This is a genomic window from Chitinophaga silvisoli (assembly GCF_003412465.1).
GTDB classification, from domain to species: Bacteria; Bacteroidota; Bacteroidia; order Chitinophagales; family Chitinophagaceae; genus Chitinophaga; species Chitinophaga silvisoli.
In genome coordinates this window covers 857,940-877,354 of record NZ_QTJV01000004.1, presented here as the reverse complement: position 1 = coordinate 877,354, position 19,415 = coordinate 857,940, and the positions used below count along the sequence as shown (strand labels likewise).

Sequence of the window (19,415 nt, the reverse complement as noted above, 5' to 3'; positions counted from 1 at the left end):
ATAAAGGTATTTATTTCATTCTTGGAAATATTTGGATCACGATGACTTTACTTAGTTTTACAGGAATATAATTAAAACAATATGGAAAGTATATTCGAAAAACAATAAACATCCAGGTGGAAAAAGGTAGTTTCTTGATTTTAAACCCATACGAACTATGATGGAAGGATTGAATAGGCTTATTAATACACCGTTTATATGCTAACTGTTCTATTATAAGAGGCGTAAATTCATTTGGACTTGAGTAGGAAAAATATGTGATATTAAAGGCTTAAAGTGACCTTTTTTCCCTGATTTATTTTTGATGTTTTCACAATAAATGGATGTTCTATAAACTTATAAGATATGGCACTTACTAAGACCAGGATTGTGCAATTAAAGGATATGAAAATCCAGTAATTTATCGGTGATGCAATTACAATAGATTTTAATCCTGGGATAAAATTTAACGTTGTAAATAATAGGATACCATGAAGAAGATAGATACTATATGAGATGAGTCCCAGTAATTGAGAATAAGGATGTAGTAGAATGCCAAATAAAGAATTGCCGAGTGCAAAGGAAATGAATATTATCACGATTAATAAAAATGGAACTATTGAATATGCATCCCTGAAGAAAAATAATGTAATTAAGATTAAAATTGCAATATTTATCGACAGATAATTTGACCTCGATAGTTCTTTTAAACTATTGGTTTTATAAGCAAAAACAGCTGCTATGCCCCCTAAAAATGGACATAACCTTTTGACTGCACCTACAGGATAAAAGTTCCAGATGATATATGCATAAAGGGCAAATAATAATAATGACAAAATAAAAGTTAATTTCGAAGCCCTTACTCTAAAGCATAGCCAACCAAATAATGGCAAGCTAAAATAAAATAGCCATTCAAAAGCTAAACTCCATACTACTCTTGCGACTATAATTCGGGTGTCTGCATAGTTATTTATATCTACCTGAATAAAAGATATCCATTGTATAATTTCCTTTGTAATATTTTCAATAGGTTCAATTAATATCCAATTTGATTTTATCAACACTATTGTGAATACCACTATGCAAATAGTTAAATACAAAGGTAATATTCTCAATACCCTTCCAATATATAATTGCTTCCAGTTTAATTTACGGTTTTGGCTATTGGCTATCTTTGAAAAGAATAGAAACGAAGTAATCATAAAGAAAAATCCCACACTTGTTGTTCCAAGGTGATTATATAAATTGGAGGGGGTAAAAGCCCAATAACCGTTTTTTAGAAAAAAATACCAAACGATTGAATGATGAAAGAATACGAAGATTGCCAGGTAGCCTCTTAACCCGTCAATAGATTGGTTTCTTCCTTTTGGCAATTCTATTTTTAGGATTGTTTTATTGAAAATATTCAGGATAAATAGGGATAACAATAAGACAGGGATTATTGGGATGAAGCTTGTAATCTCCATGATAGATATAATTTTTTGCTTAGTGCATTAAGTGTCAATTTAATTTAAGATGCTGCGACCCCTTCTCATTGCATTTATTTCTTACGTTTTTTGATATTGATAACTGTAAACTTTTAAAACGGTGTTAGTATATCGATAATGCCACCGGATAGTACTAGATTATCTACATCAAATTGGTAAATCGTTTGCTATTGAATTTATTGGTGATGAGACATGCGACAGGATTAAGGATTCTCGACCGGTATTTAGCTAGTACTGTAAATAACTTCAAAAACCCTCATAATTTTTAGAATATTTATAACTTTTCTTCATTTCCTAAGTACAAAGCAAAATTGCAGATTTATATTTTCATAATTCAACCGTATTTAATATGACACTATCTAACGATTTAGTATTTAATTCATCTAAAGAAAAATCCCTTATTGAATACGTTTTCAAATGCAACCATAACAAACCACTGGTTATTTTTTCAATTGTGGTGTTAATTATTCAAATTATTACATATAAATTATTATATCCTTATGCAAGCTTTATTTATGGAGACTCATATTGCTATATTGATGAAGCATCCAGAAATGTTCAAATTGATACCTATCCAATAGGTTACCCTATGTTTTTAAGAGCATTTAGCGCCATTACAGTTTCAGACACTGCACTATTTATATTTCAATATTTATTATTACAAGTTAGTATATTATCCTTGATCTTTACCATATTCTATTTTCATAGTCCACAAAACTGGGTTAAATATACCTTAGTATTAATTACAGTACTGAATCCAATATTTCTACATTTAGCTAATACTGTTTCAAGTGATAACTACTTCTTCTCCCTGAGCATAATTTGGTTTACTTTACTGATATGGTTAATTTTTAAGCCAACATTGAAAGTGGGGATATATCATAGTATCGCACTTTTCATAGTATTTACAGTCCGATATAATGCACTTTACTATCCTTTTATATCCTTTATAGGTATATTTTTCATCAAGGAAAAAATAAAACTAAAAGTTCTGACTTTGCTATTAAGTTTAGCATTTGTCGGTGCATTTATTGAATATAACAGATATAAATATTATGAATTATGTCATATCCGACAGTTTACACCATTTGCAGGCTGGTTAATGGCTAATAATGCATTGTATGCCTATAGATATGTTCCTGATTCTGCTCATAAAATGGTTCCTCAAAGGTTCGAAAATTTAGATAACGCTGTTAGAAAATACTTTGATACTACTAGAAACAACCCGAGACATTCTGAAGAAAAAGTAGAAGCCTATTATGACTATATGTGGAAAGATTCCAGTCCATTATCGGTTTATTGGAGAAATGAATATCTCAATAAAGATAGCCTTCATGCACAAAAAAGTTGGGCATTGGCAGGGGCCTTATTTAGCGATTACGGCAAATGGTTAATTGTACATTATCCCATGCCATTTATCCAGCATGTAATATTCCCAAATTCAAAAAGATGGCTTATGCCACCAATTGAGTTTCTGGAACATTATAACTCGGGTTTTTCAGATGTCCCCGATTATGTCCAACAATGGTTCCATTATGATACTAATATTCTAAGAACAAACATTAGAAACACTCAAATAATAGAATTTATAAACGGATTATACCCATTGTTCGCCGCTATTATGAACTTATTATTCTTACCTGTCTTTATTCTGTATTTCTACTTAAATGTATATAAATCTAATGCCTTGATTACAAAAATTTTACTGCTTGTATTTATCTTATGGATAACAAATTATGTTTTTAGTGTTTTTGCATCTCCTATTGCATTAAGACATCAAATGTTTCCAATCCAAATTACTATATTATTTACTATCATAATGATTGATCTAATTATAAACCAAAATAATTATAGAAAATCTAATCCTTGACTTATTCGCAACTAAATTTATATTTAGGTATTTATTCATGAATAGAAATTGCGGCTTATCTTAATTATACTTTATTTTTTTGAGATGCTTATCCAACAGAATAAAATGCTCAAAAATGATGCATTGTTAGCCTGTTTATGATGCGTGTGTATTCATGAATAAAATGGAACTTTATCTGAGAAGTAAATTGTTACAAAGGCACTATGATTATTACCGGCCTATCTCGGAATCCAAACGCTGATGGAAAGTAGACTAGTATATTTGCTAACTTACTTCGATGATATATTTGTTATACCCCTAATCCACACTACATGACAAAAAAGGCCATTATAATCGGTGCAGGCCCAGCCGGTCTGACCGCAGCCTATGAATTTCTGACCAGAAGTGATATTGTTCCTGTTGTACTTGAGAAATCCGGCGATATAGGCGGGATTTCAAAGACGATTAATTACAAAGGGAATAGGATGGATATTGGCGGGCATCGCTTTTTCTCTAAATCTGATCGTGTGATGAAATGGTGGCTGAATATTTTGCCTGTGGAAACAAGCGGAGAAAGCGCACATACAATCACCTATCAAAATAAAAGCCGGGTAGTATATCATGACGATGCAGGTATCGGGAATGACCCTGATAAGGTGATGTTAGTAAGACCCAGGCTATCAAGAATATACTTTCTCAGAAAGTTTTTTTCCTACCCTGTACAATTATCTATTGATACTTTGATGAAACTCGGCGTATTTCGCACAACCGCTATCTTGTTTTCTTACCTGAAAGCGCAGATCTGGCCTAATAAACCTGAGCTGACACTGGAGGATTTCATGATCAATAGATTTGGGAAGGTTTTATATGGGTTGTTTTTTAAAGACTATACTGAAAAGGTGTGGGGAGTGCCTTGTAACGAGATCCCGGCAGAATGGGGCGCACAAAGGATTAAAGGTGTTAGTATTACCAAGGCCATTGAACATGCGATAAAGTCCCTAAAACCAAAGAAAGCAACTGGTGATGTAGCGCAAAAGGACACAGAAACCAGTCTGATCGAGCAGTTCTTTTATCCTAAGCTAGGTCCAGGGCAATTGTGGGAGGAGGTTGCCAACAGGGTGCAGGCAATGGGCGGTGAGATCCTGATGCACCAGGAAGTGATAAAAGTAGAGGTAGAGGGTGACCTGGTTAAGGCCATTACTACCAGGAACTCAAAAACAGGCGAAACCCAGGTGATAGAAGGAGACTACTTCTTTAGCTCTATGCCGGTGAAAGAACTAGTAGCTGCAATAGGAGAGCAGGTGCCGGAAAACGTACAATATATAGCCAGGAACTTACAGTATAGAGACTTTATCACTGTAGGACTATTATTGAATAATATGTCGTCTCCTGATAAACATACAGGGGAGATCAAGCGCCTTGAGCTAAAAGATACCTGGATTTACATCCAGGAACGTGACGTGAAAGTAGGTAGATTACAGATCTTTAATAACTGGAGCCCTTATCTGGTAGCGGATCCGCATACCACCTGGGTAGGAATGGAATTCTTTTGCAATGAAACAGATGATTTCTGGAAACTGTCTGATGAGGATATAAAAGAAATTGCCATCACGGAATTGGAGAAGATCGGGTTGGCAACTGCCGCTAATGTGATCGATGGGACTGTGCTGCGGGTAGAGAAAACCTATCCTGCCTATTTTGGCACTTATGAGCACTTTGGTGAAATCCGCACTTATGTAGATAACATTCAGAATTTATATTTAGTAGGCCGTAATGGCATGCATAAATACAACAATGCTGACCACTCTATGCTTACAGCCATGACGGCCGTGGATAACATACTGAACGGAGTAGAAGAAAAGGAGAATATCTGGGCGATTAATACAGAACAAGATTACCACGAAGAGAAGAATGATCATGGGGAAGATGAAGGAAAAAAAAAGTTTGCTGTTCCTCCCGGGAACCCGGTAAGTGAGAAAGTGTAATACCTGTTATTTTCTTAATTCATGTGGCTGCTGCCGGAATTGTTTGTAAAAATGACGCGAAAAATTTGTCGCCTGATTGTAGCCAAAGTATTCAGATATTTCAGTGATAGACATTGTTGTCTCCAAAAGGAGCTGTTTTGCATTGATCATTATTTGTGTATGCAAAAATTGAGTGAGCGTAGTGCCATAGGTTGTTTTGAAATTTCTTGACAAGGTAGACCTGTTACTTAGGTATTCCTTGGCTAAACGTGAGTAGTGAAAATCTTTAATATTGGGTTTTTGAATAATCCGCTCTTTTATTTCCTCGATTATATTATGATCTGAGCTTTGATTTTTGGAGATTGTATAAGAACTACCTGATTTTGAATATAGAGATAGAAGATCAATGATCAGGTCCAACATTTTTAACCTAATTAAGGTAGGATTTAAATATGGAAGCAATACCGTTTTTAATTTAGAGCTAATTAAATTATGCTGTTCCAGCAGTTCTGGTACTTCAATGCAGCAATTATATCCTATTAATTGTTCCAGGAAATTTTTTTCGATTGTAAATAAGTGGATAACGTTTCCAGGACATAGTGAGATGTTGAACAGACTTGACGAGCTAAAAAGGACTTTTTGAGTCCTGGTATTGTTGTACTGACATTGACGGTAGTCGTATTCGGTGAAGATCTGTATAACGAGATCCTGGGAGGGGTTTTTAAATTGGATGGTTTGTGGATCATTCAGTTTAGTTTGTGATACGATGTTGTTGTAATAAATAGGAGTAGTGCCAAAATATTGGACCAGGATTAACTTTGAACTGTCACAATATAGATCCTTAACCGCCCAATTCAAAAGAAAAGGACTGAGGTCATTGGGTAATTTGGTTAAATTGGTTTGTTTCTCAATATTGGTAATATTAAGTGATGTCATTCGTACTATAATTTAGCAACTAAGGTTTCTAAATTAAGGATTCCCATTGCTTGTGTATTGCAGTTAAATAATAACCCTGATACTTGAAATTCCCGATGTCCTAAATATTTTCTTTGGTAGGTCTACTAACTTAGCGATATGAAATCAAAACAAGTATTCACAAACAAGTATTCACGTTGCTAGTAATTTACTATCCTGATTGAAAAATTTATTACTGCTTAATATAGTGGTGAAATGTAATTTTCCACGAATTTGTTTTATTAATTAATTTGTTAGGAAAATAGGGTATGCACCTTAATGTTAACCTTTACAGTTATGTCTATTCAAAAAACTGCAATCTCTACTTGCAAGAACCTGCTTGTAATGTTGTTTTTGTATACTGCCATTAGCAAGCTGTTAAATTATTCAGAAACAGTATTGCAGATGGAAAAATCGCCTTTTATTACACAGTATGCTTACCTGCTTTCGTGGGGCATGCCTGTGCTGGAAATAATAATAGCTATATTATTAATAGTAGATAAAACAAGGTTGTACGGATTTTATGCGTCCTTATTTTTGATGGTTTTATTTACTGCATATGTTTTTGCAATGATGCATTATAGTTATTATTTGCCTTGCAGCTGTGGAGGCATACTCTCATTGCTTACATGGACACAACATTTATGGGTAAACGTATTTTTCATATTTGTAGCCCTTACCGGGACTATATTTGAAAAGATGAATCATGCAGACACAAAAGTTTTCCACGTGGCCTGAAAATGGGTTCCTGAAATGGTTACCTACCATACTAATGATGATAATTCCCCTGGGAATTATGGCAATGCTGGTAAAGATATCGCCTGATATTAATAAGCAAAGCCATGGGTTTAACAGGAATTTCATTACCCAGGAACCAACGCTGTTGAAAAAAATACCGGTGGGGAAACTGAGTAAGTATATTGCTGGAGTAACTCCAACGGATGTTTATTTTTCAAGTATGAAGCCTGGACAGATAGAGCGACTGGAACTTAATACTGGAAATTACTCCAGTATTATGGTGGTGACAAATCCAGTTTTACAGAAACGTTTATCTGCATCCTGCCAGGCTGAAATAAATGGCCCTTATGTGAGATTGTTTGATTCTCCTTCTGGTTTAATGATTACGGGAAATCGGCTTACACATAAAATGGAGGTGCATCAATCGCCAGAACTCTTTACCAGATTTGTTTCAATTTCACCGGAAAAGGTTTTTTTGAGGAAGTTTGTCAATGGAGAAAAAGATCAGTCATTTTATAAGTATGATCTTCAAACAGAGCAATTTTACGGAAAAATGAAGATCACTGATAATAAGACAGATGGTGGGCTTTCTACCGATGGAGAACTGGTTTTTGATCATGTAAACGGAACGCTGGCATATGTTGAACATAACAGTAACAGGATCACATTATTTGATACAAGCGGGCAGGTTTTAAAGGTGTCTCACAGTATAGATACTTTCGCGACCAACCTGTTTCAAACAAACAAGTTTGGATATCAAACGGATGGAATAATTACGAATAACGCACCTGTACAATTTGTAAATCAAAGTGCTTCTTTTGAAAATGGAATTTTGTATGTACAATCCGGTGTGAGATCAGATAATCAGAATTTGATTGATTTTAATGAAGCCGTAGTAATAGACCGTTATGATGGCAAAGACGGAACATATATAGGCAGTTTTCAATTGAAAGGTGTGAAGGATGGTATCCGAAACTGGGTAGTACGTGATCAGAAATTATACTTATTGAGTAATAGCAGACTTTCCATATACAGTCTCTAAAAGATATGCGCATAAAAGGGGAATCCGAAAACCTGTATAAAAGAGTAGGAATTAGTTAACCATTTAAAGTTTTTGCCTTTTGATTCTAAAAGGTATTAAAGCCATGAAAAAACATATGATGACAGCTATCGCTGTAGTATTCGCTATTGGTTCTGCATTTGCTGGTTCTAGAGTAGCAACTGGTTGGTATCTGAATCCTACTGGTACTGGTACTCCAATTACTGAAGCTCAGGCTACTGCAATGTGCCCTAATGGTTCTGCCAATCCTTGTGCTTACCATTTCACTCAAGGTGCAAGCACTTATGATCAGGTTAAATATTATGCATTATAAGTAATGAAAAGCGCCGGATTACCGGCGCTTTTTTATTATAATTTATCTTTGATAACCAGGCAGTTTATTTCCCGGTATTGTAGTTCCAACTGCAGATGATGTTTTTTAAGTTCATTCCTGATTTCTTCAGGATCCTTTAAATTAGCATTGAATATAATGTCTATCTTTCCTTTATAACCTGTTTCGTCAATTATTGGAATATTGGGCATATGCCAATTGCCCGATTTGGTAAGATTGCTGTACTTGCTCAATGCAAATATGAAGTCACTCATGCTTGAATTACTCAAGTGTATAAAATATACAGAAGCATTATAAGAGGTCTCCCCTCCCTTTGATTTAAGAATTGATGTGTCTCCATTTGATCTTACAACATAGCATTTAATTTTCCGTTTTTCAATGGCAGCGGTATAATTAAAATGATTGCTTATGTCCCGCTGCATGGTCGCCATAAATTGCGCACTGTCAGTATCGGGTGCCATGATTAACCTGTAGGAATAAGTATTGGATTTTTCCCAGTCATTCCTTTTGTTCATGGATACACCTACTGGTTCCAATATGGTAGAATCATGAAATTCATATATTTTAGTAAAGGAGGGATAGTTTTCCAGTCCAAGGTAAGCAATGCTATATAATGATGGAATTGGAAAGCGCCTGATATCAATCATTTTTGGCTGTCCCGGAATTACATTCCTGGATACACCAGGTGAAACCCTTTCATCATATTTGGTAATAACTGATTGGAACTGCACTAATGGATTGAACGATACCCTGTTTTCCCCATATATTTTTTCAACACTGTCAATCACTAAACCATTATAGTTTGGGGGTGTCACAAATTGCTCTCTTTTATTTTCAAGGCTGAGTTCATCACCGTCTACAAATTTCTTCAGGTTTTCTTCACTTGCCTGTTCAGCACCAGTAATACCTATTATGTATCCTTCCTTGTTTATCCATATATAATGAGGAACAGATGTATGTGGAAACAACCTGGTTATTGTGTTGTTTTTGTCATTTGGGCTAATAACCTCACTTGGAATATTCAATCCCGACCGGCTGTCGAAAAACTCGGTCACTAGGTGTTTATCATCTTGTGCAACCAGTATGATTTGAAGCTTTTCATTATTGTCTTTTTGGAATTTATTCAGTTTCGGGAAACTGGCTACACAAGGAGCACACCATGTTGCCCAGAAATCAATGAGTATATATTTCCCATTAAAGTCTGATAATTTAGCTTTAGTGGATTTATAGTTTATAAGGTCGTTAAATAATATATCAGGAACTTTGTCACCTACTTTGAGTTGGGGAGCAGCGATAGTTGTTTTGAATACAAACACTAACAGCATTCCTAAAATAATTGTACGCATATAAGTAGATTTAGAAGTAACCATTATTTTGACTAAGGCTTTTATTCAACAGGATTTGTTGGGCAGGAATGGGCCATAATACATCGGTAGATTGCCAGTTATTCCCTTTGATTGCTGGTAAAACCTGGTCTGCAGTATTCCATCTTTTCAGGTCCAGCCACCTGTTTCCCCATTCAGCAAATAATTCATGGATACGTTCTGTTTCCAATGCCTGTAAGCCATCCTCTTTGGAACCGATATTTATACCGGCCAATCCTGCTCTGCTACGGATTGTATTAATGTCTGCCTCTCCATCTGCAAGTTTACCCGCAGCAATATTTGCTTCTGCCCTGATCAGGTAGATTTCTCCCAGGCGGAATATGATGTCACATTCCGTAATATCGCTTGCTTGCTGTACCTGGTATTTGTATGGATAGCTATAGGTGGAATTATTAACCGTTGTGCTATTGATCCAGGAAGATTTCCTTTTGTCAGCTGATTCAAATGAATGAACCAGAGAATCTCTTAGTGCAAAGGTGGGAACCTGATCCGGGTATGGAATAAAGATGGTAGCATCCCAGGAATTTGTATACCCCGTCACGGGTACGATTTGCCAGATGGTTTCGCTACTTTCCTTTTTAAATACCAGGTTTAGGTCAGCAAGATTGTACATGCCAGATTGATTGATAATGTTGGTGGCAATTATACTTGCATTGGTGTAGTCTTTGGTATATAGATAGGTACGGGCAAGGAGTGCTGCAGCGGCCCATTTATTAGGTCTTCCCCTGTCAGCAGTAGGGTAGTCTTCCGGTAGGTCTGCCTGGGCAGTCACCAGGTCTGAAATGATTTGGGCATAGACTTCAGTGACGGCGCTTCTGCCTTTGATTGCATTGGATTGATAGGCAGTACTTGTAATAAGCGGAACATCTCCCCAGTAATTAACCAGGTAGAAGTAGCAGAAGGCTCTTATGAACAAAGCTTCCGCTTTTAATTTTGCTTTGGCAGAAGGGATAATACCACTGGAGCTATTTACCCCTTCATAGGCAGCATTTGCCCTATATATTTGTGCATAGAGGTCTGTCCAGATATCATTCAGTTGGCTATTGTTAATCTGAAGGTTGTTGTCCTGGAAATTTGTATAAGAGTCATTATTACCTGTAAAATATAGTTCGTCAGCTGCAAGGCCGGCGGTAATTGATTTTTGTCCAAGCAGGCCAAGGTTACCACTGGTCAGCTGACTGTAAATCGCAATGATTGCATGGGCTGCACTTGTGCTGTCTGCGAAGACGGAAGAGGTTTCCAGTTTGTCATTGGGAGGAGCGACTTCCAGGAATTTTTTGCAGCTTGTAAGGATTGCAAGCAGCATGAAAAGATAATATTTTCTATGTATAGTGATCATGTTAATACCTGTTTAATAATCATTAATGTTTAAAGCGACACTTGTAATCCTGCACTCCATACGCGCATTGTGGGCAGCGAATTGGATCCAACAAAGGTGTTTGTCTCCGGATCCAGTCCTTTATATTTTGTGAAGGTCAGGAGGTTCTGCCCCTGCAGGTATACTTTTAGCATTTGTATCCCAATTTTCTTCGATAGCGTAGCCGGTAGTGAATAAGAGAGGTAGGTATTTTTGAGTCGCACGTAGGATGCATTTGCTATAGTTCCATCGGAGTATTGTAGGAAATTAACATAAGCAGTGAAGGCGCTACCAGTGATGGTATATCGTTGAATATTAGTTTCATCGCCTTTCTTTTGCCATCTGTTCAATACTTCTATTGGTTGGTTATTCCTGGTGCCTGGTGGATTGATTTGGTTATAACTGTAGCCATCTTTTACTACCAGTTGGAATAAGAAGCTCAGGTCAAAGTTCTTATAGCTGATGTTATTAATGATTCCACCGTATAACCTGGGTGCCAGGTTATTGATTTTTACCTGGTCATTTGGAATGTTAGTACCGTTAAACTCATAGATACCTGTAGTGGGATCTACCCCTTTGAAATCGATGGTTTTAACGATGCCAATAGGTTGGCCGATAACCAGGGTATTTGCGTAGGTCGAGTTTTCCAGACCTGGGAAAGCGACCAGTTTATTTTTGGGGATGGTAAGATTCAGTGAGGTACTCCACCTGATCGCCTGGTGTTGGATGTTGGTGCTGCTCAGCTCAAACTCCCAACCGGTATTTTGAACGGTGGCATCAAAGTTCTTCAGAATGTCGGTAAATCCCGTTTGGGCAGGGAGTTTATAATTAATCAGTTGATTATTGCTCCTGTTGCGGTAATAATTGACATTCAATAAAATTCGATTATCGATGAAACCCAGTTCCAGTGCGCCTTCAATTTTTTTATTTCTTTCCCATGCATAGTCGGAGTTAAAAAGGCGGGAAGGGATGTAGCCGGACTCTCCCTGGTATGGGTAATAACTGTTCGTATAGTTATCGCGGTACTGGTAATCTCCAATTTGGTCATTCCCTGTAATACCATAGCTTCCTCTTATTTTTCCATAACTCAGGAAAGATAAGCTGTTTTTAATAAACTGTTCTTCACTGAATACCCAGCCAAGGCCAAGAGCCCCGAAGGTATTAAATTGTTTCCCCGGACCGAACCGGCTGCTGCCATCTCTCCGGGCCGTGAGGTTGACAAGATATTTACCTTTCAGGTTGTAGGTGGCTCTGCCAAAAAATGCCTGGTATCTGTAATCAATGATATTAGTATACGAGGTAACAGATGTCGCAAATGCTGCAGCTGTAATGAGTTCATCATTCGGGAAGCCGGAAGCCAATATCCTGCTTTGGTCGGTTAAGGTTTTTTGAATGGTGCTACCTAAGAGGAAATCGATCTTACTGTTATTGATATTGAAAGAATAGTTCAACTGCGGTTCGATAATCCATGTCGTGGTGGATGTGTTGCCAAATGTAGCTGAAGCAACTGGAAAGAGGTTGGGATTTTGCGCTTTGACGGGGTTGGTAAACAATTGATTCACTTGCAGGAAATTGAAACCACCATTTACTTTCAGGTCCAGGCCCGGAATGATATTATATTTTAAATTAGCAGAACTGATCAGGTTATTGGTAACTGTTTTATTCTTACTGACCAGGTATGCTAAGGGATTATTGAAGGTGCCGCCTTTTTCTGACCAGCTTAATCTGCCCAGGCTATCGTAGAGTGATGGATTGTTGGGCAGTAACATAATAAGGTTGGTCAGGTCCAGGGTGGGCAATTCGTTTTTGTCGTTGGTATATGAAGTATTTAAGGAGGCGGAAAACTTATTGTTGCCCGAACGGTGCGTTAAATTAAAATAGCCGCCTCCACGGTTATCAGCAAGGCTGGTGGGATAGACGGTTGTTTGATGGTTATAATTTGCTCCAATTAAAAATTGGGTGTTTTCATTTCCTCCTGATAAGGTAATATTGCCGTTGGTGATATGAGACGTGTTACCAATTAATTCTTTTTGCCAGTCTGTATACCTTGTGGTATCCCACAGTAACAAATCTCTGGCAGCTGCTCCTGATGGAGTAAGGCCATCATTTTTATAGGCTTCCCGGCGCATTTGAAGGTATTGGGGCGTATTGAGCATTTTTATCATGTTGGTCACATGGCCTATACCGGAATAGATATTTGCATCTACTTTTGTGCGGCCGGCATGGCCTTTTTTGGTGGTGATCAGCACAACACCATTTGCACCCCTGCTCCCGTAAATAGCGGTGGCATCTGCATCTTTCAATATTTCTATAGATTCAATGTCCGCCGGATTGATACTGGCGAAGGGGCTTTGACCACCATTTGCGCTCAAGAGGGTAACCTCCTGTGCACCGGCATAGCTATTAGAAAACGGTACGCCATCGATAAGAAACAGGGGCGCACTACCTTGTGAAATGGAGTTATTACCCCTGATTTGGATATTTACAGCACCACCTGCGTTTCCATTACTTTGAGTGATGACCATACCTGAAACTCTCCCTTCCAGTGCGGCTAAGGGGTTGCTGACAGGTTGCGTTTCGATTTCCTCGGCTTTTACTTTGGCAACCGTACCTGTATTCACGCGTTGGGTGGTGGTGCCGTAGGCGATGACAACAGTTTCATCAAGTTTGTTTTCTGCGATGGAGAGTGTGATGTTTATTGTTTTATTCCCACCGAGAAAGATTTCCTTAGTTAAATATCCAGTATAAGTAACGATGAGCTTATCATCCGGGCGGGCTCCCCTGATAGAGAAGCGACCATTCAAATCGGTGATGGCACCTCTGCCGGAGCCCTTGATGGCAACTGAAGCCCCTATCAGGGCATTGTTGTTGACATCGGTAACATGACCGGAAATATTGAAGGAGGTGTCGGAAGGAGAAATGGGTTGCTTATCCGTTTGTTGATTTTTCCTGATAGCAATCACATTAGTACTTACGTCAGTCCAGGCTAAACCGCGGGAATCCAATAGCTCATGAAAAAGGTCGGAAATTGGTTTGTTTTGAACCTGAACAGTCACATGTGTAAAAGTGTTGAGATCTTCGTCCTGGAAATAAATAATGATACCAGTTAATTTTGTGATTTGTCGAATGATGTAGGATAAAGATGCATTTTTGACATTCATTGTGACAGCTGTAGGGTTTCTGTTTGTCTGCGCCTTTGCTGGCAGACTTACAGAAATCGTCAAGACAAGGTAAAGGCAGACCAGGCTCGGTTTGAGATGTTTGGACATAATAGTACAGCGATTTTTGTTCTAAAATGGTTGATCAGAATTGGCTAATATAACCCTGGTGCAATTGATGTTGCTTGCTGGCTATGATTAGGCATATACAGTCAAACCGGCATTATTGCCGGTGAATTTTGGTTGTACTAACGTGTGTCTTTTTAAAGGCAATCGGGAATTATCTTGTAGATAACATTCTTTGAAAGGCATGGTTTATAATACCTTCACATGACTTTTGTCCCCTCTAGCTTTTTAAAGTAAATTTTTATAAAAAAGTAACCTGCCGGTGTAAAATTTATTTTTTGTGAAATGTTTGAGTATTAAAACTCATATATATTAATTATTGTATTGCTATAAATTCTGTTTCAATTATTAGTTTTGTTTTTTGGGATGGTTTAAAAATCTTAACTTAAGAATAATATTATTCGTTTCGGGGTGCAATTAATCTTCAAGTAGATTTTCCTTCTAAAATTACCATTTTGAATTGTGTCTGCCATTAGGCAGTCAATGAAAATCTATTATATATCGGGTATATGTTATGGAAGTTAGCAATCAGGAGGATTTCTTATTAAATAGGTTAAAGCAACATGATGAGGCTGCTTTAAAAGAGCTGGTATGTTTATATCAGCCGGCGATGATATTGGAGGCGTATTATATATTGAAAGATTTCCAGGAGGCGGAGGATATTGTTCAGGAAGTATGGATCCGGTTTTGGCAGCTTCGTGCTACCATAGAATTAAAGCCTTCTCTTGCCGCCTATTTGCAAAGGGCTACCCGTAATGAGAGCATTATTTATCTGAAAAAGAAAAATGTGCGGGCTAAGCGTCAGGCACAATATGATTATTTCCTGGAGCCAAGTATTCGTTTACAGCCTTTCGAAAATGAAGAGCTGGGTAAGCGTTTACACCATGCTATTAATGCAATACCACCTGCTGCACGTAAATCATTTATCCTATCTTATCTGGATGATAAAAATCAGAAAGCGATCGCAACCGAACAGAATATCAGTTTACAGGTAGTGAAAAATAATATCAGCAAAGCCCTGAAGATTTTGCGACAGGTATTGCATACCTCGAAATAAGCGTTTGAAGCACATTACTTTTTCAATTGTTTTTACTTATTAATGATGATATGGACGATAAACAGGAGGAAATACGTCAGCTGGTCTTTAAGGAGATGCTTGGTACCATTACGGTAGCCGAGAAAGAATTATTATATGCGGAGTTGGGTAGAAATGCAATGGCGAGAAAAATGTGGGAGGAGATGAACACCCCGGAGGTAAGGGAATACCTCGCAAGGAATAGTGCTGCAGATTTTGCAGAAAGGGTATTGGATAAGGTGAGGGATCATCGCAAAAGGAGTATTTGGAAAGGTGTTGCTGTGGCTGCCATCATGTTTGGATTTATTGCAGGTACGGTGTGGTTGCTTGGTGGAAAAAAACAGGAGAGTATCAGTTTAAATAAAGTTCAATTGCTGTTACCTGGAGGACAACGGGTTGCATTGGAAGAGGCCCGGGGAGATGTCAGTGCAGGAGGTGTACGCATTAATAATAGTCATAAACGCATGAGTTATCAAACGGCTGCGGAATTGAATAATCAGTTTGCTGTGCTGTATGTGCCTTCGGGCAAGGATTATACCATTACTTTATCAGATGGAACGGTGGTACAATTGAATGCAGCGAGTAAGTTGCGATTTCCTTTGAATTTTGGTAATCAGTCCAGGGAAATATTTGTAGAAGGAGAAGCATATTTAGAAGTTAAAAAGGATGCAAAGCGGCCTTTTACTGTACACTTGCCGGCATCCAATATACAAGTTTTGGGAACTGCCTTTAATGTAAATACATATGATAATAAGAAGGAGAAGGTTGCGTTGGTGGAGGGGGCTGTAAGGCTGGTAAGCAAGCAGGATAGTGTGCTTTTGAACCCTGGTGAAGAAGCTGTAGCCGATGGGCAGATTAGCGTGGAGAGGTTCGATGAGTATGAGACACTGAGTTGGAGGGAAGGGAAGTTTGTGATGAATAATGTAAGGATGGCAGATGTATGTAAGGTAATCCCAAGGTTGTTTGGAGTGGAAATGGCGATGGATAATAAGGAAGTAGGAGAGAAGCGTTTTTCTGGTTTGATAGATAGAAATCGCCCGGTAGAAGAATTGATGAAGGGGCTGACGGCAACGAATGGGATTGATTATTATTGGCAGGATGGGATGGTGCATATAAGGTGAAATAATATAAACAGGTAAATTATCCTTCTTTTTCTTTACCTGCTGGGTAGTTCTTAAAGAACCAGGTAAAGCTCAGCATCATATAAGGTTGTAAAATTGTTTGTCGAACGTCTTCTATATAGTTATCAACTGTATTTCTGGTGATGCTTACATTTTGATGCACCAGGTCGTAAGCATATAATTTAATTAAAGCTTGTTTCTGTTTGAATACCCCTTTGGAAATATAACCATTAAGAAGGGCAGTATTGTTGTTGTAACCTTCAGCACGCCCTCTGTTCACGATATAACGAAGATCATTACCAATCATGAACCCTCCGGGTAGATAAATACTGTAATTAAATAACAGGTTATAATTGAGGTAATTAGTATTGCTTGTGGATAAAGCTCCATACCGACTGCCATTATAGGTTACCTGCAGCGCAGTGGATAATTCCAGCAGTGATTTATACCTGTAATTAAAATTGACAGTTTGATTCAGGCTGATAATATGCGTATAGGATTTGATATTTTCCTTATCAATATTCGTGAATGTGATGTCTTTATTATAAGAAACACCAGATGACAGATTAAGTGTAGAATGGATAGATTTAATGGGCAGGCTATTAGTGATAAACCCATTAAAACCCAATGCGCCGTTTGCATTTACAGGGATAGTATATTGATGCCCTGTGCTATCATACCAGTTTATATTTACAATCTTATTCCTGATAATTTCAGTATTCAAACCCATGAAAATTCCACGGAAAGTCGTTCTGTTCATGGCATTATAGCCCAAACTTAAGTTATGCCGGAAACCTGGTTTAAGATCCGGATTCCCTTGCTGGATAAGCAGGGAATTTGCCAGGTTGGGCAAGGGCTGTAATTGTTGCGCAGTAGGGGTGATGGTACTGCCCTCATACGATAAACGGAGGTTTTTCTCTTTTGATAATGCAATATTCAAACTTGCGCTTGGGAACAGGTTGAGGAAGTGCTTATGAAATGACGGCAAATTGCTGTTTTCATTATTTGTATTGTTCAACTGGGCGTTTAGACCGATAGTATAATCATACCCTTGTTTATTGGTGCGTAAGTTGATACCTGCTGATTGAATACCAGCATGATTTTTTGAGATATTGCTAAGGCTATCGTTGGAATGGATATATTTTCCTGAGATAGAATCGATATCGTATGTGTTATTTATAATATTATTCCGTTGCTGGTTCCAGGCATAGAATAATTGAAAAAAGCGATCTTTTGATAAGGGTGTGGTGTAACTCAGGCGTACTTGGATATTGTTATTGGTATTATTGGTTTTTGTTAATCTATTATAAGTGGATAAAGAGTCCAATATCAGGTAATGATCTTCGGTTTGAAAAGTGTTTTTACCTATGCTTTGATTGTGTTGTATAGAGAAATCAGCACTAAACGTCTGCCCCTTCTTCTTAAATCGTTTTCTATAAAGACCATGAACGTTGATACTGGGAGCTGACTCGCTACTGGTATTCAATGCCTGTCCGGAGATGCTGGTATCTTTATATTTATTGAGAGACTCATATTTATTGTTCTGGATATTATCACTTTTATTAAAAGACAATTCAGGGTTAATCAGCAAAGACTGCGACTCATCCAATTTATAATTCAGCCGGGTATGCAGCGCATGGCTAACGCTATGATTGCTGGTATTATTCTGTTGGTTGTAATACCAGGTAGTATCCGGAAGAAATGTCTGCCTGAAATTGGTACTATTATTTTGAGCATGGTTATCCACAACATCATAACTTACATCCAGTTTTAATCTCTTTTTATCCTCCATGTTATAGTTGACCGCGCCGGACCTGCTATTAGATAACCCGTTCCCAGGTTGCATACCGGCACGGGTATTCCCGGGATTAAAGTTCCGATCGTTTAAATTATTGCCATTAGCAACGGCGGATAAGCGGTCTTGCTCATTAAAACTATTCACATTGCCACTGATCGCATAACGGTCATTAGTCCCAAAACCTGCGGAAGTAGCAGCCGTCGTACCCCGCCGCCGGTTCTTTTTGAGGGTGATATTGATGATTTTTTCATGGTTGCCATCATCAAAACCGGTAAACTGTGCCTGGTCGGATTTGGCATCGATCAATTGAATTTTATCAATAATTTCTGCAGGTAGGTTCTGGGTGCTGAAGGAAGTATTGTTCCCAAAGAATGGTTTGCCATCTACGAGGATTCTTTTCACGGTTTCCTCCTGGGCGGTGATTTTGCCATTGGGATCGATGGAAACACCCGGAACATGTTTCAGCAGTTCTTCCACAACGGCGTTCGGCCTTGTTTTAACAGCATTAGCATTAAATTCTAATGTGTCTTTCTTAAGGGTAATAGGAGGAATGGATTGTTTAACTTCAATTGTATTGAGCGTAATGGATTTATTCCTGATAAGGATTTTACCGAGGCTAAGGGGTGATTGTGATACCTGGATGGGGGCATGATAAGCCTGGTATCCTGTGAGGGATATATAGAGCTGGTAGTTTCCCGAAGGCAGCTCCTTCAAATTGAAGATGCCTTGCTGATCGGAAAAGGAAGTTGCGATCGCCTTATTGTCTTTTAAAATATAAATAGTAGCGTCCTGCACTGGTTTGCCAGTGGCAGAATCAGCTACTATACCGTGTACGGCTTGTTTCTGGGCTAGGGACAATAAGGGGAAAAGTAGCAAAAATAAGATGAGCTGAAAGATCCTTTTAGGGATTTTCATCATTATTGAGACCTGTTTAATTGGTGGCTAATTGCAGAGAAGGGAAGTCTGTAACATAAATGGATGATATTTTTTCGATAAGAGGGAGAGTATTACATTTGATATTCACACAATCAAA

The 19,415-nt window shown here is 37.9% G+C and carries 13 protein-coding genes; 7 read left to right on the top strand and 6 right to left on the bottom strand.

The features are described from left to right. Positions 1 to 263 precede the first annotated feature (263 nt). Positions 264 to 1,445: an acyltransferase family protein gene (locus DXN04_RS15585; protein WP_116854269.1), complete on the bottom strand. Its 1,182-nt coding sequence runs from the start codon at positions 1,443 to 1,445 to the stop codon at positions 264 to 266. A 370-nt stretch (positions 1,446 to 1,815) separates the two neighbouring features. Between DXN04_RS15585 and DXN04_RS15580 the strand changes: the two genes are divergently transcribed. Then, a complete protein-coding gene (locus DXN04_RS15580) occupies positions 1,816 to 3,336 on the top strand; it encodes a hypothetical protein (protein ID WP_116854268.1) in 1,521 nt (506 codons plus the stop codon). 311 nt (positions 3,337 to 3,647) lie between these two features. Continuing rightward, positions 3,648 to 5,300 (top strand): NAD(P)/FAD-dependent oxidoreductase, encoded by a 1,653-nt coding sequence (locus tag DXN04_RS15575; RefSeq protein WP_116854267.1) that lies wholly within the window; start codon positions 3,648 to 3,650, stop codon positions 5,298 to 5,300. Positions 5,301 to 5,306: 6 nt separating this feature from the next. Here DXN04_RS15575 and DXN04_RS15570 read toward each other — a convergent pair whose 3' ends face one another. Next, a complete protein-coding gene (locus tag DXN04_RS15570) occupies positions 5,307 to 6,215 on the bottom strand; it encodes a helix-turn-helix domain-containing protein (protein ID WP_116854266.1) in 909 nt (302 codons plus the stop codon). Positions 6,216 to 6,530: 315 nt separating this feature from the next. Here DXN04_RS15570 and DXN04_RS15565 point away from each other — a divergent pair, with 315 nt between their 5' ends. The 3 genes from DXN04_RS15565 (at position 6,531) to DXN04_RS15555 (ending at position 8,344) form a co-directional block, all read left to right on the top strand. After that, positions 6,531 to 6,971: a MauE/DoxX family redox-associated membrane protein gene (locus tag DXN04_RS15565; RefSeq protein WP_116854340.1), complete on the top strand. Its 441-nt coding sequence runs from the start codon at positions 6,531 to 6,533 to the stop codon at positions 6,969 to 6,971. A 58-nt stretch (positions 6,972 to 7,029) separates the two neighbouring features. Then, the gene (locus DXN04_RS15560; RefSeq protein ID WP_147319940.1) at positions 7,030 to 8,013 is read left to right on the top strand and encodes a hypothetical protein; all 984 of its coding nucleotides are present in this window, start codon (positions 7,030 to 7,032) and stop codon (positions 8,011 to 8,013) included. A 103-nt stretch (positions 8,014 to 8,116) separates the two neighbouring features. Beyond that, on the top strand, positions 8,117 to 8,344 hold the full coding sequence (locus DXN04_RS15555) for a DUF6520 family protein (protein ID WP_116854264.1): 228 nt from the start codon (positions 8,117 to 8,119) through the stop codon (positions 8,342 to 8,344). 35 nt (positions 8,345 to 8,379) lie between these two features. On the opposite strand, the gene DXN04_RS15550 is transcribed toward DXN04_RS15555, so the two are convergent. The 3 genes from DXN04_RS15550 to DXN04_RS15540 are packed head-to-tail and all read right to left on the bottom strand — an operon-like array spanning position 8,380 to position 14,373. After that, a complete protein-coding gene (locus DXN04_RS15550; RefSeq protein ID WP_158569035.1) occupies positions 8,380 to 9,708 on the bottom strand; it encodes a TlpA family protein disulfide reductase in 1,329 nt (442 codons plus the stop codon). A gap of 10 nt (positions 9,709 to 9,718) precedes the next feature. After that, positions 9,719 to 11,086, bottom strand: coding sequence for a RagB/SusD family nutrient uptake outer membrane protein (locus DXN04_RS15545; protein ID WP_116854262.1), 1,368 nt, complete (start codon positions 11,084 to 11,086; stop codon positions 9,719 to 9,721). Between the two features lie 29 nt (positions 11,087 to 11,115). Next, entirely contained in the window at positions 11,116 to 14,373 is a 3,258-nt protein-coding gene (locus DXN04_RS15540; RefSeq protein ID WP_116854261.1) for a SusC/RagA family TonB-linked outer membrane protein, read from the bottom strand. 529 nt (positions 14,374 to 14,902) lie between these two features. On the opposite strand from DXN04_RS15540, the gene DXN04_RS15535 reads away from it, so the two are divergent. Together DXN04_RS15535 and DXN04_RS15530 are read left to right on the top strand one after the other, a co-directional pair. Beyond that, positions 14,903 to 15,445, top strand: coding sequence for an RNA polymerase sigma factor (locus DXN04_RS15535; protein ID WP_116854260.1), 543 nt, complete (start codon positions 14,903 to 14,905; stop codon positions 15,443 to 15,445). Positions 15,446 to 15,495: 50 nt separating this feature from the next. Next, a complete protein-coding gene (locus DXN04_RS15530) occupies positions 15,496 to 16,584 on the top strand; it encodes a FecR family protein (RefSeq protein WP_116854259.1) in 1,089 nt (362 codons plus the stop codon). A 19-nt stretch (positions 16,585 to 16,603) separates the two neighbouring features. Here the strand turns inward: DXN04_RS15530 and DXN04_RS15525 are convergent, their stop codons facing one another. Then, positions 16,604 to 19,300 carry a TonB-dependent receptor gene (locus DXN04_RS15525; RefSeq protein WP_116854258.1) on the bottom strand — a complete coding sequence of 899 codons (2,697 nt, stop codon included), beginning with the start codon at positions 19,298 to 19,300 and terminating at the stop codon, positions 16,604 to 16,606. Between the last annotated feature and the right edge of the window lie 115 nt (positions 19,301 to 19,415).